The organism is Rubrivivax gelatinosus IL144 (assembly GCF_000284255.1).
Lineage (GTDB): Bacteria > Pseudomonadota > Gammaproteobacteria > Burkholderiales > Burkholderiaceae_C > Rubrivivax > Rubrivivax gelatinosus_A.
This window is the reverse complement of the sequence record NC_017075.1, coordinates 2,954,377-2,974,343: the sequence shown is the minus strand read 5'-3', so window position 1 is coordinate 2,974,343 and position 19,967 is coordinate 2,954,377. Positions and strand designations below refer to the sequence as shown.

The following is a 19,967-nucleotide window of genomic DNA, read 5'->3' as shown; positions in this document are numbered from 1 at the left end:
TTCAGTGGGCTGGTTCGGTAGTTTCAAACGGCTGGCAGCAGCCGCGTTCGTGACGGCAGCTCTCACCGCCATCGGTGCGCTGCCTCTTTCGGCCCATGCGGAGAGCGCCAGCAACAAGGCGAAGGCCGCCAAGACCGCCAAGAAGCCGGCCACCGGCGCTGCGCGCAACGCCGCCTCGGCCAAGACCCGCAGCAAGACGCCGGTGCGCAGCACCAAGGTCGTCCCGGCACGCACCGTCGCCAAGGTCGCGCCGCACAAGCCGGTCGTCGTCGCCATCGAGCCCGCCAAGGCCTCGTTCGGCCAGATCTACGGCCTGCACCGCACCGACGATCCACTGGACCTGAAGTCCAGCGTCGCGCTCGTCATCGACCAGGACACCGACCAGGTCCTGCTGAGCAAGAACCCGCACGCCGTGCTGCCGATCGCGTCGATCACCAAGCTGATGACCGGCCTGGTCGTCACCGAGGCCCACCAGTCGCTCGACGACGTGCTGACGATCACCCAGGACGACGTCGACACCGAGAAGGGCAGCAGCTCGCGCCTGCTCGTCGGCACGCAGCTGACGCGTGGCGAGATGCTGCACCTGGCGCTGATGTCCTCCGAGAACCGCGCCGCCAACGCGCTGGGCCGCCACTATCCGGGCGGCCTGCCGGCGTTCGTGCAGGCGATGAACGCCAAGGCGCAGCTGCTGGGCATGCACGACACGCGCTACGTCGAGCCGACCGGCCTGTCCAGCAACAACCAGTCGAGCGCACGCGATCTCGCCGTGCTCGTCAAGGCCGCCTACCAGCACCCGATCCTGCGCGAGCTGACGACCTCGACCGACGCCAGCGTCGCCGTCGGCCGCCGCCAGCTCCAGTTCCACACGACCAACGGCCTGGTGCGCAACCCGAGCTGGGACATCGGCCTGCAGAAGACCGGCTACATCTCCGAGGCCGGCCGCTGTCTGGTGATGCAGGCCCAGCTCGCCGGGCGCAAGCTGATCATGGTGCTGCTCGACTCGGCCGGGAAGTACTCGCGCATCGGCGACGCCGAGCGCATCCGCAAGTGGCTGACGAGCGACGGCTCGCCGGTGCTGCAATCGGGCGTCAAGCCCGCCTCGCTCAGCAACTGAGCGTCCGTCTGGACGAAGCCGGCGGTCTCCCCGCCGGCTTTTTCGTTTCAGCCCCGGTAGCCGAGCGCTGAGGAGATCTGCGCCGCGGTCGTGCGCACCTTCTCCAGCCAGCCTTCCTCGAGCCGGTCGGACGGCGCCGACACCGACAGTCCCGCCACCAGCTTGCCCTGGTCGTCGTAGATGCCGGCGGCCATGCAGCGCACGCCCAGCTCCAGCTCTTCGTCGTCGCGTGCGCTGCCCTGGGCGCGCACCGCGGCGAGTTCGCGCTCCAGGCGGGCGACGTCGGTGATGCTGTTGCGCGTGTGGCCGGTCAGGCCGGTGCGCGTCGCATAGGTGCGCACGCGCTGCGGGTCTTCGTGGGCGAGGAAGAGCTTGCCGACCGAGGTGAGGTGCAGCGGCGCACGGCCGCCGACGGCGCGCACGACCTGCATGCCCGAGCGTTCGCTGTAGGTGCGTTCGATGTAGACGATCTCGTCGCCCTGGCGCACCGACAGGTTGACCGGCTGGTGCGTCAGCTTGTGCAGCTCGCGCATCGGGCCGAGCGCCGCGTCGCGCACGTCCAGCCGCGCCTTCACGAGGTTGCCCAGTTCGAGCAGTCGCATGCCCAGCCGATAGCTGCCGGCCTGCGGGCGGTCGACGAGGCGGCCGATCGTCAGGTCGTTGAGGATGCGGTGCGCGGTCGAAGGATGCAGTCCGGTGCGTTCGCTGATCTCTTTCAGCGAGACCGGGTCCGGGTGTGCGGCCAGCATGTCGAGCAGCGCGAACGCGCGCTCGAGCACCTGGATGGTCGGGGTCTGCTGATCCTTGGTCGTCATGAAAAGCGGCAGGCGGGCATCAATGCGCCGATTTTGCATCGCGGAAGGGCGGTTTGCGTGTCGAGAAGCGCGTCACGTTGTTGTGACGCCGCGCGCCATGCCGGTGCATGCGGCGGGCGGGGGTGCACCGCGCCGGGTTGCGGCGCCGGACTTGCGCGCCGCGGTGCGCCGGGACACAGCAGCCGAGCGTCAGGCCCGTCCGCGGCGCTGCGCTGCGCCGATCTCGGCGAGCGTTTGGGCGGCGGCGGCTTCGCCGGCCCGCACCGCACCTTCCAGCGTCGCCGGATAAGGCCCCTCGACGTAGTCGCCGGCGGCCCAGAGTCGCGCCGCGACGCGGGCCGGCGGACGTCGCAGCCCTGGCGTGCAGCGGAAGGTCGCGCGTTTGTCGGCGACGCTGCGATGCAGGCGCGCGCCGGGCAGCAGCGGGCTCGCCTGGGCCAGCACCGCGGCGCCGCAGGCGTCCAGGCCGCGTTCGATCCAGGGCCGGGCGCCGCTGACGACCCAGGCCGAGCGGCCCGGCGTGCCGCCGAGCCGGCCGTGGTCGAAGGCGAACTGCGCCGGCGCTTCGGGGCCTTCGCGCAGCGTCGTCATCGCCGAGGGCAGCGACTGGCCCGGCGCATCGAGGTAGACGGTGACGATCGGTTCGTAGCGCAAGGCCGCGGCGGCGGCGCTCCAGTCCGGCGCGACCGCCGAGCTCAGGCGCGCCGACTCGACGGCCGTGGCGGCCAGGACGACCGCGTCGTAGCGCTCGCCGTCGACCTGCCAGCCGCGCTCCGTGGGCGCGATCGCGCCGACCCTCGACGCGCAGCGCAGTTCGGCCCCGTGCGCCTGCAGCCAGGCCGAGGCCGGCTCGGGCAGCAACTCGGACAGCGGCCGGCGCGGCAGCAGCAGATCGGCGGCACCGGCGCCGCCGAACAAGGCATCGCGCAGCACACGCAGCATCACCGCGCCGCTGGCTTCGTCGGCCGGCGTGTTCAGCGCGGCGACGCACAGCGGGTCGATCAGCTCGGCGCGCACGCGCGGCGACAGTCCGCTGCACAGCGCCGCGACGGTGGTCTCGGGCGCGCAGCGGAAGCCGCGTGCCGCCCAGCCGGTCGCCGTCTTCAGCAAGGACAGCTTGTCGGGCCAGCTCCAGCCGCGCGCCCCGGCGACCGCACGCACGAAAGCCGGCACCGGCGAACCCGGCGGCAGCGCCAGCCCGCCGCCATCGGCACGGCGCAGCACCAGCGGCCCGCGCGCGAGCAGCCGCGCCGGGTCGGCGCCGACGTCCTGCATCAGCGCCAGCGTGCGCGAGTAGGCGCCGATCAGGATGTGCTGGCCGTTGTCCAGGCGCCCGCCGGCATCGTCGGCCAGGCTGCGCGCCCGGCCGCCGAGGCGAGGCGCCATCTCGTAGACCGTGACGGCGGCGCCGGCGGCGGCCAGCCGCACGGCCGCGGCCAGCCCCGCCCAGCCGGCGCCGATGACGGCGACGCGCGTCACCGCGCCAGCACGTGGGTGCGCGCCGCGATCCACAGCTTGCGCAGCGGCGTCAGCGAGGTGCGCTGGTGCAGCACCTGGAAGCCGCCGGCCTCGATCTCGCGCAGCAGTGCGCGGTAGATGTTGGCCATCATCAGCCCGGTCTTCTGCTTCGCCCGGTCGGCCTCGGGCAGCAGCGCCAGCGCCTCGTCGTAGGTGGCGTGCGCACGTTCGGCCTGGAAGCGCATCAGGGCCGTGAAGCGTTCGCTGTAGCCCCAAGGCGCTTCGCGCTTGAGGATCTCGTGCGCCTTGACGTCGAAGCGCTGCAGCTCGGACACCGGCAGATAGATGCGGCCCCGGCGGGCGTCGTCGCCGACGTCGCGGATGATGTTCGTGAGCTGCAGCGCGCGGCCCAGCGTGTGCGCGTAGCGCACGGTCTGCTCGCTGCTGCGGCCGAAGATGTTGGCCGCGACCTCGCCGACGACGCCGGCCACCAGGTGGCAGTAACGTGCCAGCGCCGGGAAGTCGAGGAAACGCGTCTGCTCCAGGTCCATCTGGCAGCCTTCGATGACCGCCTGCAGGTGCGCGGCCTCGATGCGGAACTGCGGCGCCAGCGGCATCAGCGCCAGCATCACCGGGTGCGTGGGCTGGCCTGCGAAGGCGGCGTCGACCTCGCGCCGCCACCACTGCAGCTTCTGCGCCGCCACCGACGGGTCCTGCATCTCGTCGACGACGTCGTCGACCTCGCGGCAGAAGGCGTAGAAGGCGGTGATCGCGGCGCGTTCGGCCGGCGGCAGGAAGAGGAAGGCGTAATAGAACGACGAGCCGCTGCCGGCGGCCCGCTTCTGCACGTACTCGGACGGTGTCATCGTGGGCGGCGCATCGTCGCCGCGCGCCACAGCAGCGCGGGCAGGTCGGTGGCGCCCAGCGTCGGGCGCGCGCTGATCGTCGCATGATTCATGCGCGCGATTCTCTCCAATACGCGCAGTCCGCCTTGCACGACGAGGCGCAGCTCCCAGCCGGCCCGGCCGGGCACGTCCAGCGCCAGCGGCGCGCCGTCGCGCAGCAGCGACTCGGCCCAGGCGCAGAGTTCGTGCACCAGGCGGCGCAGCGCCGGCGTGTCCTGCCGTGCCAGCACCTCGTCGAGCGTGATGCCGGCGGCCGCCAGTTCGTCGTGCGGCAGGTAGACGCGGCCGCGCGAGGCGTCCAGGCCCAGGTCCTGCCAGAAGTTGGCGAGCTGCAGGCCGGTGCAGATCGCGTCGGCGCGGCGTTCGGACTCGGCGTCGTGCACGCCGTACAGGTGCAGCAGCAAGCGGCCGACCGGGTCGGCCGATCGGCTGCAGTACCGCAGGATCTGCGCGCGGTCGGCGTAAGCCGGGTTGTCGACGTCCTGCACGAAGGCGTCGAGCAGCCGGTGCAGCCAGATCGGCGGCAGCGCGTAGCGCTCCATCGCCGCCGCCAGCGGTGCGAAGACCGGCGCCCAGCGGGCGCTGGGTGCAGCGCCGCGCTCGACGGCCTGCAGGTCGGCGCGGTAGGCGGCCAGCGCCGCGTGGCGCTCGGCCGGCGGGGCCGCGCCTTCGTCGGCGATGTCGTCGGCCGTGCGCGCGAAGTGGTAGATGGCCACGACGGCGGGCCGGATCGTCGGCGGGCACAACACCGACGCGACAGGGAAGTTCTCGTAGTGATCGACGCTCACGGGCGGCGATTGTGGCCGCTGGCGCGGCGGGGCCGCCGTTGACAGTGGAAAGCACGGACGCCTACATTAATGACCAGTGAGTCATTAGCGCCAGCGCATGAGATCTTTCTTCGTTATCCCGGTGGCGGCTTTGCTGGCGGTCGCCGCGTTGTCCGCCTGCTCGCGCCACGAGGCGCCACCCGAGCCGGTGCGTGCGGTGCGCACCGTCGTGCTGGCCCAGGCGAGCGCCGGCGGTGTGCAGGAGTACGCCGCCGAGGTCCAGGCGCGCACCGAGTCGCAGCTCGGCTTCCGCGTCGCCGGCAAGCTGGTGCGCCGCCAGGCCGAAGTCGGCCGGCACGTGGCCGCCGGCGAACTGCTGGCCCAGCTCGACCCGCAGGACCTGCGCCTGGCGCAGACCGCCGCCCAGGCGACGATGCGCTCGGCCCAGGTCAATGCCGAGATGGCCGCGGCCGACTTCAAGCGTTTCCGCGAGCTCTACGAACAAGGCTTCATCAGCGCCGCCGAACTCGACCGCCGCGAGACGACGCTGAAGGCCGCGCGGGCGCAGTTCGAGCAGGCGCGCGCCGAAGCCGGCGTGCAGGCCAACCAGGCCGCCTACAGCGACCTGCACGCCAGCGCGGCCGGCATCGTCACCGCGGTGATGGCCGAGCCGGGTGCGGTGCTCGCGGCCGGCACGCCGGTGCTGCGCCTGGCGCACGACGGCCCGCGCGACGTCGTTTTCGCCGTGCCCGAAGACGAGGTCGGCCGCATGCGCTCGATGCTCGGACGGCCGGGCGCCGTGCGCGTGCGGCTGTGGGGCCGCCAGGACACGATGCCGGCGACGGTGCGCGAAGTCGCCGCCGCCGCCGACGCGGCGACGCGCACTTTCACCGTCAAGGCCGACGTCGGCGCCGGCGCCGCCCAGCTCGGGCAGACCGCGTCGGTGCTGATCGAGCAGCCGCGTGTCGAAGGCGTCGCCAAGCTGCCGCTGACCGCCGTGGTGCAGGTCCAGGGCAAGACCTCGGTCTGGGTGCTCGACCGCGCGACGATGACCGTCAGGCCGCAGCCGGTGGAGCTCGGCGGCACCGACGGCAACAGCGTCGTCGTCGCCAGCGGCCTGGCCCCCGGTGCCGTCGTCGTGACGGCCGGCGTGCACGTGCTCGCCCCGGGCCAGAAGGTCCGCCTGTACGAGGACACGAAGCGCTGATGCAGACGCAGAACCACGACGCCGCGCCGGCCCCGGCCCGCGAGCGTTTCAACATCTCGCGCTGGGCGCTCGAACACGCGCCGCTGACGCGTTACCTGATGGTCGTGCTGATGGTGCTCGGTATCGCCGCGTACTTCCAGCTCGGCCAGGACGAGGATCCGCCGTTCACCTTCCGGGCGATGGTCGTGCAGGCCTACTGGCCTGGCGCCAGCGCCCAGCAGGTGGCCGAACAGGTGACCGACAAGATCGAGCGCACGCTGCAGGAGGTGCCGTACGCCGACCGCATCCGCAGCTACACCAAGCCCGGCGAGTCGGTGACGACGCTGTTCCTGGCCGAGCACTCGCCGCCGGCCGAGGTGCGCGACGCCTGGTACCAGGTGCGCAAGCGCATCGGCGACATGCGCTCGACGCTGCCCGAAGGCGTCATCGGCCCGGTCTTCAACGACGATTTCGGCGACGTCTACGGCTCGATCTTCGCGCTGTCGGCCGACGGCTTCAGCCAGGAGGAGCTGCGCGAGTTCGCCGACGACGTGCGCCAGCGGCTGCTGCGTGTGCCCGACGTCTCCAAGGTCGAGATCTTCGGCCGGCAGGCGGAGAACATCTTCGTCGAGGTCTCGCGCAAGCGCATGGCCGAGCTCGGCCTCGACGCCGGCGCGGTCGTGGCCCAGCTCGGCGCGCAGAACGCGATGGAAGGTGCCGGCACGCTGCAGGCCGGCGCCGAGCAGATCCAGCTCCGTGTCGGCGGGCAGTTCAGCTCGGTCGAGGAGCTGCGGCGCTTCCCGATCCGCGCCCAGGACCCGCAGACCGGACGCGCGAGCACGATCCGGCTGCAGGACATCGCCGAGATCCGCCGCGCCTACGTCGACCCGCCGGACACGATGGTGCGCCACCAGGGCCGGCAGGTGCTGGCGTTGGGCGTGTCGATGGCCTCGGGCGGCGACATCGTCACGCTCGGCAAGGCGCTCCGTGCCGCGGTCGACGAGCTGCGTGCCGAGCTGCCGATCGGCATCGAGCTCGACCAGATCCAGGACCAGCCCCAGGTCGTCTCGGCCTCGGTCAACGAGTTCGTCGGCGTGCTGCTGGAGGCCGTGGTCATCGTGCTCGGCGTGAGCTTTCTCAGCCTGGGTCTGCACACCAGGCCGCTGCGCGTCGACATCTGGCCGGGCCTGGTCGTCGCGATCACGATCCCGCTGGTGCTGGCGATCACCTTCGTCGTGATGCGCTTCTGGGGCATCGGCCTGCACAAGGTGTCGCTGGGCGCGCTGATCATCGCGCTGGGGCTGCTGGTCGACGACGCGATCATCGCCGTCGAGATGATGGTCCGCAAACTCGAGGAGGGCTACGACAAGCTGCGTGCCGCGACCTTCGCCTACGAGATCACCGCGATGCCGATGCTCACCGGCACGCTGATCACCGCCGCCGGCTTCCTGCCGATCGGCCTGGCCAAGTCGGAGACCGGCGAGTACACCTTCGCGATCTTCGCCGTCACGACCGCCGCGCTGCTGGTGTCCTGGCTCGCCTCGGTCTACTTCGTGCCCTACCTGGGGACCTGGCTGCTGCGCACGCACAGCAAGGTGGCCGCGGCCGACGACGGGCCGCACGAACTCTTCGACAGCCCGTTCTACAACCGCTTCCGCGCCGCGGTCGACTGGTGCGTCGCGCACCGCTGGATCACGATCGGCGTGACGGTGGCCTCGTTCGCGCTCGGCATCTTCGGCATGACGCGCGTGCAGCAGCAGTTCTTCCCCGAGTCGGCGCGGCCCGAGCTGCTGGTCGACCTTTGGCTGCCCGAAGGGGCGACGATCCGGGCCAGCGACGACGTCGCGCGCCGCGTCGAAAAGCGCCTGCTGGCCGACGAGCGCGTGGCCACCGTCAGCACCTGGGTGGGCTCGGGCGTGCCGCGTTTCTATCTGCCGCTGGAGCAGATCTTCCCGAACAGCAACGTCAGCCAGATGATCCTGGTGCCCAAGGACCCGGAGGAGCGCGACAGCCTCCGCCGCGAGCTGCCGGCGGTGCTGGCCGCCGAGTTCCCCGAGGTGCGCGCCCGCGTCACCGCGCTGCCCAACGGGCCGCCGGTGGCGTATCCGGTGCAGTTCCGCGTGCTCGGCCGCGAGGCGGCGGAAGTGCGCCGCTGGGCCGACCAGGCCAAGGAGCTGATGCGCGCCAACCCGCACACCCGCGGCGTCAACGACGACTGGAACGAGTCGATCAAGGTCTTGCGCCTGGAGATCGACCAGGACAAGGCGCGTGCGCTGGGCGTCACCAGCCGCCTCGTCGCCCAGACCTCGCAGACCCTGCTGTCGGGCAGCACGGTGGCCCAGTACCGCGAAGGCGACAAGCTGGTCGACGTCGTGCTGCGCCTGCCCGAGGCCGAACGCGACACGATCGCCGATCTGTCCAGCGCCTACGTGCAGACGGCCAGCGGCCGCGCCGTGCCGCTGACGCAGGTGGCTCATCTCCGCCTGGACTGGGAGCCGGGCGTGCTGCACCGCCAGGGGCGCGACTACGCCGCGACGGTGCAGGCCGACCTCGCCGAAGGCGTGCAGGGCGCGACGGTGACGGCGCAGCTCGAGCCGGCGATGCGCGCGCTGCAGGCGCGCATGCCGCCGGGCTACCGCATCGAGACCGCCGGCGCCGTCGCCGAAAGCAGCAAGGGCCAGCGTTCGATCGTGGCCGGCGTGCCGGCGATGCTGTTCATCATCTTCACGCTGCTGATGCTGCAGCTGCGCAGCTTCGGCCGCGCGCTGCTGGTGTTCCTGACCGGGCCGCTCGGGATCGCCGGCGCCGCCGCGGCGATGCTGCTGCTGGACCAGCCTTTCGGTTTCGTCGCGCTGCTGGGCGTCATCGCGCTGGCCGGCATGATCATGCGCAACTCGGTGATCCTGATCGACCAGATCGAGCTCGACCGTGCCCGCGGCGTCGCCGCCTGGGACGCGATCATCGAGGCTGCGGTGCGCCGTTTCCGGCCCATCGTGCTGACGGCCGCGGCCGCGGTGCTGGCGATGATCCCGTTGTCGCGCAGCACCTTCTGGGGGCCGATGGCGGTGGCAATCATGGGCGGGCTGGTGCTCGCCACGGCGCTGACGCTGCTCGCGTTGCCGGCGATGTACGCGGCCTGGTTCCGCGTGCGCCGCGAGGGCGGGGCAGGGCGCTGAAGCATTTGCACGCGGGCCGGCGTCGGGCTTTGTCCGCGTGCCGGCTAGAATGCGCGGTTTACCGATCGAGTTATCCGGGAACGGCGATCGACGACCCCCGCGGGATTCGCGCCGCGGGTGTCGTGCGGCGACGTTTTTGAGCGCGCGGGTGGCGAAATTGGTAGACGCACCAGGTTTAGGTCCTGACGCCTTCACGGGCGTGCCGGTTCGAGTCCGGCCCCGCGCACCAGACATTCACTGAAGCCTTAGAGAGCCCCACATGGCCGTCAACGTCGAAACCCTCGAAAAACTGGAACGCCGCATCACGCTGACGCTGCCGGCCAGCGTCATCAACAGCGAAGTCGAAGCCCGCCTGCGCAAGCTGGCCCGCACGGTCAAGGCCGACGGCTTCCGCCCGGGCAAGGTGCCGATGTCGGTCGTCGCCCAGCGCTACGGCTATTCGGTCCAGTACGAGGTGGTCAACGACCGTGTCGGCCAGGCCTTCGCCGACGCCACCACCGAAGCCCAGCTGCGTGTCGCCGGTGCCCCGAGCATCACGCAGAAGGACGAAGCCGCCGAAGGCGAGATCGCTTTCGAAGCGACCTTCGAGGTCTACCCCGAAGTCAAGCTCGGCGAACTCGCCGAAGTCGAGGTCGAGCGCGTCACCGCCGAGGTCACCGACGAAGCGATCGACCGCACCGTCGAGATCCTGCGCAAGCAGCGCCGCACCTTCACGCAGCGCCCGGCCGCCGAAGGCGCCGCCGAAGGCGACCGCGTGACGATCGACTTCGAAGGCAAGATCGACGGCGAACCGTTCGCCGGCGGCAAGGCCGAAGGCTTCCAGTTCATCATCGGCGAAGGCCAGATGCTGGAGCAGTTCGACAAGGCCGTGCGCGGCATGAAGGTCGGCGACAACAAGACCTTCCCGCTGCAGTTCCCGGCCGACTATCACGGCCAGGACGTCGCGGGCAAGGAAGCCGACTTCCTGGTCACGATGACCAAGTGCGAGATCCAGCACCTGCCGACCGTCGACGACGAGTTCGCCAAGTCGCTGGGCATCGCCGAAGGCACCGTCGAGGCGCTGCGCGCCGACGTCAAGAAGAACCTCGAGCGGGAGGTCAAGTTCCGCGTGCGTTCGCGCAACAAGGCCGCGGCGATGGAAGCGCTGGCCAAGTCGGCCGAGCTCGACCTGCCCAAGGCGCTGATCGCCAACGAACTGCAGCGTCTGGTCGCCGGTGCCCGTGCCGACCTGAAGCAGCGCGGCGTCAAGGACGCCGAGAACGCGCCGATCCCCGAGGACATCTTCCGTCCGCAGGCCGAGCGCCGCGTGCGCCTGGGCCTGATCGTCGCCGAGCTCGTCAAGACCAACAACCTGCAAGCCCAGCCCGACCAGCTGCGTGCGCACATCGAGGAGCTCGCCCAGAGCTACGAGAAGCCCGCCGAAGTGGTGCGCTGGTACCTCGGCGACCGCCAGCGCATGGCCGAGGTCGAGGCGGTGGTCATCGAGAACAACGTCACCGAGTTCATCCTGGCGAAGGCCAAGGTCACGGACAAGGTGCTACCGTTCGACGAGCTGATGTCGGCAGCCTGAGGAAACATCCCCTTATGAGCGTGATCGAGACGACCGGCCTGGGCATGGTGCCCATGGTCATCGAGCAGTCCGGGCGCGGTGAACGCGCCTACGACATCTACAGCCGCCTGCTGCGCGAGCGGATCGTCTTCCTTGTCGGCCCTGTCAACGACCAGGTCGCGAATCTCGTTTGCGCTCAGCTGCTGTTCCTGGAGTCCGAGAACCCGGACAAGGACATCTTCCTGTACATCAACTCGCCGGGCGGCAGCGTCAGCGCGGGCCTGTCGATCTTCGACACGATGAACTTCATCAAGCCGGAGGTCTCGACGCTGTGCATGGGCATGGCCGCCAGCATGGGCAGCTTCCTGCTGATGGCCGGCGCCAAGGGCAAGCGCTTCGCGCTGCCGAACTCCCGCGTGATGATCCACCAGCCCTCGGGCGGCGCCCAGGGCCAGGCCAGCGACATCGAGATCCAGGCCCGCGAGATCATCAAGACGCGCGAGCAGCTCAACCGCATCTATGCCGAGCGCACCGGTCAGTCGATCGAGAAGATCGAGGCCGACATGGAGCGCGACATGTGGCTGTCGCCCAGCGAAGCCAAGGACTACGGTCTCATCGACCAGGTCCTCGAAAAGCGCGGCTGACCCGCTTTCCCACCCCTTCTCGACCCCCGGAAAAGGCCTCCTTTTCGCTGTCCAGCGGGCAGCGGGAGTTGGTCTATGATGGGGTTCGGTTTCCTTTTCCCTCCGCGCACGACGAGACATGGCCGACAAGAAGGGCGCCTCCGGCGAGAAAGTCCTTTACTGCTCCTTCTGCGGCAAGAGCCAGCATGAGGTGAAGAAGCTCATTGCCGGGCCGTCGGTGTTCATCTGCGACGAGTGCATCGAGCTCTGCAACGACATCATCCGTGACGAAGTGCCGGCCGAAGGCGGCACGGCGAAGGTCACGAAGTCCGACCTGCCCGTCCCGAGCGAGATCAAGACCAGCCTGGACCAGTACGTCATCGGCCAGGACGTGGCCAAGCGCACGCTGTCGGTGGCGGTCTACAACCACTACAAGCGCCTGAAGCACATGGGCGCCGGTGGCAAGGACGAGGTCGAGCTCACGAAGAGCAACATCCTGCTGATCGGCCCCACCGGCTCGGGCAAGACGCTGCTCGCGCAGACGCTGGCGCGGCTGCTGAACGTGCCGTTCGTGATCGCCGACGCGACGACGCTGACCGAAGCCGGCTACGTCGGCGAGGACGTCGAGAACATCATCCAGAAGCTGCTGCAGAACTGCAATTACGACGTCGAGCGGGCGCAGCGCGGGATCGTGTACATCGACGAGATCGACAAGATCAGCCGCAAGGCCGACAACCCGAGCATCACGCGCGACGTGTCGGGCGAAGGCGTGCAGCAGGCGCTGCTCAAGCTGGTCGAAGGCACGATGGCCAGCGTGCCGCCGCAGGGCGGGCGCAAGCATTCGAACCAGGACTTCCTGCAGATCGACACGACGAACATCCTGTTCATCTGCGGCGGCGCCTTCGACGGCCTCGAGAAGGTCATCCAGAACCGCACCGAGAAGTCCGGCATCGGCTTCGCTGCCACCGTGCACAGCAAGAGCGAGAAGAAGGTCTCCGACCTGTTCCGCGAAGTCGAACCCGAGGATCTGATCAAGTTCGGCCTGATCCCCGAACTGGTCGGCCGTCTGCCGGTCGTCGCCACGCTGGGCGAGCTGACCGAAGACGCGATGGTGCAGATCCTCACCGAGCCCAAGAACGCGCTGGTCAAGCAGTACCAGAAGCTGTTCGGCATGGACGGCGTCGAGCTCGAGATCCGTCCGTCCGCGCTGGCCGCCATCGCCCGCAAGGCGCTGGCGCGCAAGACCGGCGCCCGCGGCCTGCGCTCCATCATGGAGCACGCGCTGATCGACACGATGTTCGATCTGCCGACGCTGGACGGCGTTGCCAAGGTCGTGATCGATGAACACATCATCGAAGACGGCGCCAAGCCGCTGCTGGTCTACCGGGAACAGGCCAAGGCCAGCGCCTGAGCCCGGCCGGGCCACGCCTGCTCGCGGCGGCCCGCCACTTGCATTTGCCCTCTCGGGCCCCACGTGGACCTGAGAAAGAGAGGTACACCGATGTCCGGACATCCCACCCTGCCGAGCGACCCCATCACGCTGCCGCTGCTGCCGCTGCGAGATGTCGTGGTGTTCCCGCACATGGTCATCCCGCTGTTCGTCGGGCGCCCGAAGTCGATCAAGGCGCTGGAAGCGGCGATGGAATCGGGCCGGCAGATCATGCTCGTGGCCCAGAAGGCCGCCGGCAAGGACGAGCCCAAGGCCGACGACATGTTCGAGATCGGCTGCGTGTCGAGCATCCTGCAGATGCTCAAGCTGCCTGACGGCACCGTGAAGGTGCTGGTCGAAGGCCTGCAGCGCGCCCACACCGTCACGATCACCGACTCCGGCGAGCACTTCGTCGGCACGGTCGCGCCGATCACCGCGCCGGCCGACAGCTCGCCCGAGATCGAGGCCCTGCGCCGCGCCGTGACGCAGCAGTTCGACCAGTACGTCAAGCTCAACAAGAAGATCCCGCCGGAGATCCTGACCTCGATCGCCGGCATCGACGATCCGGGCCGCCTGGCCGACACGATCGCCGCGCACCTGCCGCTCAAGCTCGAGGCCAAGCAGGCCGTGCTCGACCTGTTCGCCACCGCGCCGCGGCTGGAGAAGCTGCTCGAGCTGCTCGAGCACGAGGTCGACATCCTGCAGGTCGAAAAGCGCATCCGCGGCCGCGTCAAGCGGCAGATGGAGAAGAGCCAGCGCGAGTACTACCTGAACGAGCAGGTCAAGGCGATCCAGAAGGAACTCGGCGACGGCGAAGAAGGTGCCGACCTCGAGGAACTCGAGAAGAAGATCGCCGCCGCGCGCATGACCAAGGAAGCGCGCAAGAAGGCCGAGTCGGAGCTGAAGAAGCTCAAGCTGATGTCGCCGATGTCCGCCGAGGCGACCGTCGTGCGCAACTACATCGACACGCTGGTCAACCTGCCCTGGGCGAAGAAGTCCAAGATCAAGCACGACCTGGCGAACGCCGAGACTGTGCTCAACGAAGACCACTTCGGCCTGGAGAAGGTCAAGGACCGCATCCTCGAGTACCTCGCGGTGCAGCAGCGTGTCGACAAGGTCAAGGCGCCGATCCTGTGCCTCGTGGGCCCCCCGGGCGTCGGCAAGACCTCGCTCGGCCAGAGCGTGGCGCGCGCCACCGGCCGCAAGTTCGTGCGCATGGCGCTGGGCGGCATGCGCGACGAGGCCGAGATCCGCGGCCACCGCCGCACCTACATCGGCTCGATGCCGGGCAAGGTGCTGCAGAGCCTGAGCAAGGTCGCGGTGCGCAATCCGCTGTTCCTGCTCGACGAGATCGACAAGCTGGGCATGGATTTCCGCGGCGACCCGTCGTCGGCGTTGCTGGAAGTGCTCGACCCCGAGCAGAACCACACCTTCAGCGACCATTACGTCGAGGTCGACTTCGACCTGTCGGACGTGATGTTCGTCGCGACGTCCAACTCGATGAACATCCCGCCGGCGCTGCTCGACCGGATGGAAGTCATCCGCCTGGCCGGCTATACCGAGGACGAGAAGCTCAACATCGCCCAGCGCTACCTGCTGCCCAAGCAGCAGAAGAACAACGGCGTGGCCGACGGCGAGATGGAAGTCACCGAGTCGGCGCTGCGCGGCATCATCCGCTACTACACGCGTGAAGCCGGCGTGCGTTCGCTCGAGCGCGAGATCTCCAAGATCTGCCGCAAGGTGGTCAAGGGCATCCAGCTCAAGACCTACGACGGCAAGGTCGTCGTCTCCGAGGACAACCTCAACGACTTCCTGGGCGTGCGCAAGTACGACTTCGGTCGTGCCGAGAAGCAGAACCAGGTCGGCCAGGTGGTCGGTCTGGCCTGGACCGAGGTCGGCGGCGACCTGCTGACCATCGAGGCGGCGGTGATGCCCGGCAAGGGCAACATCATCCGCACCGGCCAGCTCGGCGACGTGATGAAGGAGTCGGTCGAGGCGGCCCGCTCGGTGGTGCGCTCGCGCGCCCGCCGCTTGGGCATCAAGGACGAACTCTTCGAGAAGCGCGACATCCACATCCACGTGCCCGACGGCGCGACGCCCAAGGACGGCCCGAGCGCGGGTGCGGCGATGACGACGGCCTTCGTCTCGGCGCTGACCGGCATCCCGGTGCGGGCCGACGTCGCGATGACCGGCGAGATCACGCTGCGTGGCGAGGTCACGGCGATCGGCGGCCTGAAGGAGAAGCTGCTCGCGGCGCACCGCGGCGGCATCAAGACCGTGCTGATCCCCGAGGAGAACGTCAAGGATCTCCAGGAGATTCCGGAGAACGCGAAGAACAACCTCGAAATCGTGCCGGTCAAGTGGATCGACCGCGTGCTCGAGATCGCGCTCGAGAAGGTGCCCGAGCCGCTGCCCGAGGAAGAGGTCAGTGCCAAGGACGCCGCGCCGGAAGCCGCGGTGACGCCGGTCGTCGGTTCCGATGCCCTGCCGCACTGATAAGGTACTTGCAGGACACGAGAAAATCGGTCTATACTGTCAGTCTTGATTCGTTGCAGACAATGCAGTGTTTCAAGGGCAAAGCGGGAATAGCTCAGTTGGTAGAGCGCAACCTTGCCAAGGTTGAGGTCGCGAGTTCGAGCCTCGTTTCCCGCTCCAAGACATCCGAAGGGAAGCCCAGGCTTCCCTTCTTTTTGGGCAGAATCCGGGTGTTCTGCCACGCGGCGCGATAGCAAAGCGGTTATGCAACGGATTGCAAATCCGTCTAGTCCGGTTCGACTCCGGATCGCGCCTCCAGTATTCCGATCGTCAAAGGGCTCCCGCGTGGAGCCCTTTGTGCATCGAGAACCCGGTGCGCCGCCCGGATGGCGAAACTGGCAGACGCAGCGGACTTAAACTCCGCCGCCTCTCGAAAGAGGGCATGCGGGTTCGATCCCCGCTCCGGGCACCATCAGCGCTGACGGCGTTTCTCGCCTCGCGATTCACGCCCCGCCGGCCGCAGGCTGGCTTCGAACGCTCGCTCCAATTCGGCCAGCGCCTCGACGCTGGCGCTCAGCGCCTGCAGATAGGCCGGCGCGTCGGCATGCAGCGTCTGCAGCATGCGGTGCACGACCCGCGACGAATGCAGCGGCCCGGCGTTCTCGGGCACCTGGGCACGCGCCTGGCGCAAGCGGTGTTCGGTCTTCAGCCGGCCGACGGTGGGCTGCAGCGCGGCGACGGTCTTCAGCGGCGGCGGTGCCGGCGCGCGCACCTGGCTGCGCGGCGGCGGCGCTTCGGCGCGGCCCAGGCGGTCGACCAGCGAGCACAGACCGGCCCAGGGCGGGGGCGCCGAAGCGGCTTCCGGCACCGCCGGCACGTTCGAGATCGCGTCGATGCGCCGCTGAAGGCGTGCCAGTAGCAGCCGGCGCGTCTCACCCTCGGCCGCCGCGGCACGGCGCGCCAGCGCTTCGGCGACGGCCAATGCGACCGGCTCGGCACCGGGCGCGGCGCGGCGTGCGGCCAGGGCCGCGAAAACGTCTTCGTCGGCCGCTGCGTTCATCGCGCCGTGTCGGCCGCCCGCCGCGGCGTCGGCGCGATCTCCACGCGCCGGTTGAGCGCGCGCCCGGCGGCGTCGGCGTTCGAGGCCACCGGTTGCTCGGCGCCGAAGGCCGCGGCGAACACCGCCGACGAGGGCACGCCGTCTTCGATCAGCGCCCGCGTGACCGTCAGCGCACGTTGCGCCGACAGCTCCCAGTTGTCGGCGAAGCGCGCGCGGCCGCCGTCGCGCACCTGGCGGTCGTCGGTGAAGCCGCTGACCATCAGCACTTCGTCGCGCGCCGACAGGTAGGCCGCCAGCGGGCCGGCCAGGCTCTTCAGCAGCTGGCGTCCCTCGGGCTGCAGTTCGGCCGAGTTGAAAGCGAACAGCACGTTGCCGCTGATGCCGATGCGCCCGCCGGCCAGCGTCACGCGGCCGGCCGCCAGTGGCACCGCCAGCGCGTGCTCCAGCGCCTCGCGGCGCTGGGCTTCGGCCTGGCGCTGCTGCACCTCGGTGCGCAGGCGTTCGGCCAGGTCCAGCTGCAGGCCGATGGCGCAGACGAGGATCAGCACGAAGGCGCCGAGCAGCCCCGACATCAGGTCGCCGAAGACCGCCCAGACCGGCGCGCCGTGCTCGGCGTCGCCGTCGATCTCGTCGTCGGCGGTCATGCCCCGGCCTCGGCGGCGCGGCGCTGCAGCGCGGCCACCGCCTGCTGTTGCGCGCCCAGCGTCAGGTCGACGATTTCGCGCGCCTGGGCGACGTAGTAGGCGAGCTGCTCGTCGCTGCGCGCGCCGGCCTGGGCGAGCGCAGCCTCGATACGCTGGAGCTGCGCCGTCGTCTGCTCGCTGCTGCGCGCGAAGAGCTCGACCGCCTGGCCGAAACCTTCGCCCAGCGCGGCGAGTTCGCCGGCGCCGGCCTCGATCTGGGCTGCGGTGCCGCGCAGCGCCTGGGCTTCGGTCTCGACCTGGGCGGCGAAGCGGGCTCCGGCCTGCTCCAGCAGGGCTCCGGTGCTCTCGACCAGCGAAGCGATCGTCTCGCGCTGCTCGCGCCCGGCGCGCTGCACGGTGTCGAGCAGTTCGCCCAGCGTGCCCAGCAGGCGGTTGCGTTCTTCCAGCGCCGCGTTGTCGCGCACCAGGCTGTCCGACAGCGCCTGGCGCAGCTCGGCGATGACCTCGGCGGCAGCACGCGGCGCCTCGGCCGCCGCCTGCACCAGGCGGCCGATCTCAGCGATCGTCGCCTCGGCCTGCTCGCGCGTGCGTGCCGAGACGGCGTCGGCGGCGGCGTCCAGCGCGGCGCAGACACGCTGCTGGTGGCCGGCGACGTCGGCCGCGGCGCGGCGCGTCTCGTCGGCCAGGCGCTCGGCCAGCGCCTGCAGCGCGCTCTCCATCGCCGCGCGGCGTTCGGCTTCGCGGGCGGCGGCGGTTTCGTCGGCGGCAGCGCGGGCCGCGGCCAGTTCGGCCTGCAGCGTGGTGGCGTGGCGCTGCAGCACCTCGCCGGCAGCGGCGACGGTCTCGCGGCCGGCGGCAGCCAGCGCGGCCTGGGCTTCGTGCTGGGTCGCCAGCGTCTGCTGCCAGGCGGCCGACCAGCGTTCGGTGCCGGCCTGCAGACGCGTATCCAGGCCATCGAGCAGCGTCGCCGAGCGTGTCTGCAGCTCGTCGCCGAAGCGCTGCAGCGCCGCGCCCAGGCGATCGAGCTGGGCCTGCTGGCGTGCCTGCTGTGCGTCCAGCGCCTCGCGGCCGTGCCCGGCCAGGCGTTCGGCAGTGGCGTCCAGGCGTTCGGCGACGCCGGCCAGATGCCGCTGCACCTGGCCTTGCAGCGTCTCGTTCAGCGTCGCCGACTGGCGCTCCAGCGCCGCCATCGTCGACTGCACCGCCGGCTCGACCGCCGCGGCGGCCTGCCGGGCGCTGGCGGCGGCGGTCTCGGACAGCGTCGTGGCGACGGTGGCCGACAGCTCGCGCCAGGCCTGGCCGGCGTCGTCGTGGAAACGCTGCTGGCCCGCCAGCAGGCGCTCGTCCAGCGTGCGGCCGCGTTCCTCGATCGTCGAGGCCAGCGCCTGCAGCCGCTCGGCCAGCGTCGGCAGCCATTGCGCCTGGGCCTGCAGCAGCGCCAGCGAGGCTTCGCGCTGGTGCGTGCGCGAGAACGCGCGCAGCGGCCCGGCGATCGCCGCGTCCAGCCGGCGCCCGGCGCGGCGGCGTTCGCGCCGCAGCAGCGCCGACGCGAGCCCCAGCATCGCCGAGGCCGCGACGCCCGCGACCGAGGTGCCGAAGGCCAGCCCCAGGCCCCGCACCGGCGCCGCCAGCGAGGCGCGGATCGCCTCGACGTCGGCGGCGTGCTCCAGCGCCTGGCCGGTGCCCTGCAGCGTGACGACCATGCCGAGGAAGGTGCCGAGCATGCCCAGCAGCACCAGCAGGCCGGCGAGGTAGGGCACCAGCGCCGGGCCGGGCAGGGCGGCACGTTCGCCTTCGATGCGCAGGCGCACGGTGTGGCGCAAGGCGGCGGGCACGCCGTCCAGCCAGGCGGCCAGCGCCGGCGGCTCGGCCGTCGTCGTGCCGAGGTGGCGCTCCAGCGCCTCGGTCTCGGCCGCGAAGCGCCGCAGTTCCAGCGCGCCGGCAACGAAGAAGGCCGCGATCAGGGCCACCAGCGTCAGCGCCAGCGGATTGGAGGCGCCATAACCGGCACCGACCCAGACCAGGGCCAGGGCGCCGGCGACGAAGGCCGCGTGGGGAAGCAGTCGGTTCATCTCGCGTCGTGGTCGTGCAGCGTCTGCAGCAGGCCCTGCACCGGCAGCAGCCGGTGCGCCAGTTCGGCCCGCATCACCTCGTCCAGATCCTCGCGGAAGGCGGCCAGCCAGCCCGCGTCCTCGCCGTGTTCACGGCCCAGGCGCTCGAAATGCGCCATCAGCCGCTGCGGCACCAGCGCCAGCACGCGGCGTTCTTGCGTCGCCAGCGCCGGCTCCAGCGCGGCGTCGATCGCCGCGACACGCGCCAGCGCCGCCGAACGCCGCGACAAGGCTTCGCGCAGCCGCCGCCGCAGCGCGGCGACGGCGTCGTGCATGCCCTGCTGGAGCCCCAGGCAGTGGCGATGGAACGGGCCGAAGTCGTCCGGGCTCGTGGCCGGCTCGGCGGGCCCGGCGGCTATCGCCGCCTCCAGGGCCGCGCGCACGCGCCGGAAGTCCGCATCCTCGCTGCCGGCCGTGCGGCCCGCGGCGGGCACGGCCTGTCCGGCGGCGAGCGCCGAAGCGAGCGAGATGGCGCCCGCCCATCCGAGCCAGTGGCCCAGTCGCTCGCCGAAGGCGGGTCGCCCTTCGGTCGGCGGCCCGTCGGCAAGACGGGCGAGGAGGCGGGTGAGCTCCGAACCGGCAACGCCCGGGCTGGCAGACCCGTGCAGCATGAGCCAGTCGAAGGATCGGTTAAGGGCGCGCAGTGTACCGCCTG

Annotated in this window: 15 protein-coding genes and 4 tRNA genes; 11 read left to right on the top strand and 8 right to left on the bottom strand. The window is 70.6% G+C overall.

Annotated features, from left to right (window positions below):
- Positions 1 to 49: 49 nt before the first annotated feature.
- Complete coding sequence (gene pbpG, locus RGE_RS13650; protein WP_232504931.1) at positions 50 to 1,114, top strand: D-alanyl-D-alanine endopeptidase; 1,065 nt, start codon at positions 50 to 52, stop codon at positions 1,112 to 1,114.
- A 47-nt stretch (positions 1,115 to 1,161) separates the two neighbouring features.
- On the opposite strand, the gene RGE_RS13645 is transcribed toward pbpG, so the two are convergent.
- The 4 genes from RGE_RS13645 to hpnC all read right to left on the bottom strand — a co-directional run bounded on the left by RGE_RS13645 (position 1,162) and on the right by hpnC (position 5,080).
- On the bottom strand, positions 1,162 to 1,929 hold the full coding sequence (locus RGE_RS13645; protein WP_014429002.1) for an IclR family transcriptional regulator: 768 nt from the start codon (positions 1,927 to 1,929) through the stop codon (positions 1,162 to 1,164).
- A 189-nt stretch (positions 1,930 to 2,118) separates the two neighbouring features.
- A complete protein-coding gene (gene hpnE, locus RGE_RS24605) occupies positions 2,119 to 3,408 on the bottom strand; it encodes a hydroxysqualene dehydroxylase HpnE (RefSeq protein ID WP_014429001.1) in 1,290 nt (429 codons plus the stop codon).
- Positions 3,405 to 4,253, bottom strand: coding sequence for a presqualene diphosphate synthase HpnD (gene hpnD / locus RGE_RS24600; RefSeq protein WP_014429000.1), 849 nt, complete (start codon positions 4,251 to 4,253; stop codon positions 3,405 to 3,407). The genes hpnE and hpnD overlap by 4 nt, the downstream gene beginning before the upstream one ends.
- Positions 4,250 to 5,080: a squalene synthase HpnC gene (hpnC, locus tag RGE_RS13630; RefSeq protein ID WP_014428999.1), complete on the bottom strand. Its 831-nt coding sequence runs from the start codon at positions 5,078 to 5,080 to the stop codon at positions 4,250 to 4,252. The genes hpnD and hpnC overlap by 4 nt, the downstream gene beginning before the upstream one ends.
- Before the next feature lie 97 nt (positions 5,081 to 5,177).
- Between hpnC and RGE_RS13625 the strand changes: the two genes are divergently transcribed.
- The 10 genes from RGE_RS13625 to RGE_RS13580 all read left to right on the top strand — a co-directional run bounded on the left by RGE_RS13625 (position 5,178) and on the right by RGE_RS13580 (position 15,969).
- Positions 5,178 to 6,266, top strand: coding sequence for an efflux RND transporter periplasmic adaptor subunit (locus tag RGE_RS13625; protein ID WP_043784097.1), 1,089 nt, complete (start codon positions 5,178 to 5,180; stop codon positions 6,264 to 6,266).
- On the top strand, positions 6,266 to 9,421 hold the full coding sequence (locus tag RGE_RS13620) for an efflux RND transporter permease subunit (protein WP_014428997.1): 3,156 nt from the start codon (positions 6,266 to 6,268) through the stop codon (positions 9,419 to 9,421). Before RGE_RS13625 ends, RGE_RS13620 begins: the two co-directional genes overlap by 1 nt.
- A 142-nt stretch (positions 9,422 to 9,563) precedes the next feature.
- Positions 9,564 to 9,650 (top strand) — tRNA-Leu (locus tag RGE_RS13615).
- Between the two features lie 30 nt (positions 9,651 to 9,680).
- Positions 9,681 to 10,991, top strand: coding sequence for a trigger factor (gene tig / locus RGE_RS13610; protein ID WP_014428996.1), 1,311 nt, complete (start codon positions 9,681 to 9,683; stop codon positions 10,989 to 10,991).
- Between the two features lie 14 nt (positions 10,992 to 11,005).
- Positions 11,006 to 11,614 carry an ATP-dependent Clp endopeptidase proteolytic subunit ClpP gene (clpP, locus tag RGE_RS13605; protein WP_014428995.1) on the top strand — a complete coding sequence of 203 codons (609 nt, stop codon included), beginning with the start codon at positions 11,006 to 11,008 and terminating at the stop codon, positions 11,612 to 11,614.
- A gap of 118 nt (positions 11,615 to 11,732) precedes the next feature.
- Positions 11,733 to 13,004 carry an ATP-dependent Clp protease ATP-binding subunit ClpX gene (gene clpX, locus RGE_RS13600; protein ID WP_014428994.1) on the top strand — a complete coding sequence of 424 codons (1,272 nt, stop codon included), beginning with the start codon at positions 11,733 to 11,735 and terminating at the stop codon, positions 13,002 to 13,004.
- 90 nt (positions 13,005 to 13,094) lie between these two features.
- Positions 13,095 to 15,518 carry an endopeptidase La gene (gene lon, locus RGE_RS13595; protein WP_014428993.1) on the top strand — a complete coding sequence of 808 codons (2,424 nt, stop codon included), beginning with the start codon at positions 13,095 to 13,097 and terminating at the stop codon, positions 15,516 to 15,518.
- Positions 15,519 to 15,601: 83 nt separating this feature from the next.
- Positions 15,602 to 15,677, top strand: a tRNA-Gly gene (locus RGE_RS13590).
- A 64-nt stretch (positions 15,678 to 15,741) separates the two neighbouring features.
- A tRNA-Cys gene (locus RGE_RS13585) sits at positions 15,742 to 15,815 on the top strand.
- A gap of 62 nt (positions 15,816 to 15,877) precedes the next feature.
- Positions 15,878 to 15,969: transfer RNA gene (locus tag RGE_RS13580), tRNA-Leu, on the top strand.
- Here the strand turns inward: RGE_RS13580 and RGE_RS13575 are convergent.
- The 4 genes from RGE_RS13575 to RGE_RS13560 are packed head-to-tail and all read right to left on the bottom strand — an operon-like array spanning position 15,970 to position 19,923.
- A complete protein-coding gene (locus tag RGE_RS13575) occupies positions 15,970 to 16,557 on the bottom strand; it encodes a DUF2894 domain-containing protein (RefSeq protein ID WP_014428992.1) in 588 nt (195 codons plus the stop codon).
- Positions 16,554 to 17,201, bottom strand: coding sequence for an OmpA family protein (locus RGE_RS13570; RefSeq protein WP_014428991.1), 648 nt, complete (start codon positions 17,199 to 17,201; stop codon positions 16,554 to 16,556). Before RGE_RS13570 ends, RGE_RS13575 begins: the two co-directional genes overlap by 4 nt.
- The gene (locus RGE_RS13565) at positions 17,198 to 19,273 is read right to left on the bottom strand and encodes a DUF802 domain-containing protein (RefSeq protein ID WP_014428990.1); all 2,076 of its coding nucleotides are present in this window, start codon (positions 19,271 to 19,273) and stop codon (positions 17,198 to 17,200) included. Before RGE_RS13565 ends, RGE_RS13570 begins: the two co-directional genes overlap by 4 nt.
- Positions 19,270 to 19,923: a DUF3348 family protein gene (locus tag RGE_RS13560; protein WP_014428989.1), complete on the bottom strand. Its 654-nt coding sequence runs from the start codon at positions 19,921 to 19,923 to the stop codon at positions 19,270 to 19,272. Before RGE_RS13560 ends, RGE_RS13565 begins: the two co-directional genes overlap by 4 nt.
- Positions 19,924 to 19,967: the final 44 nt, after the last annotated feature.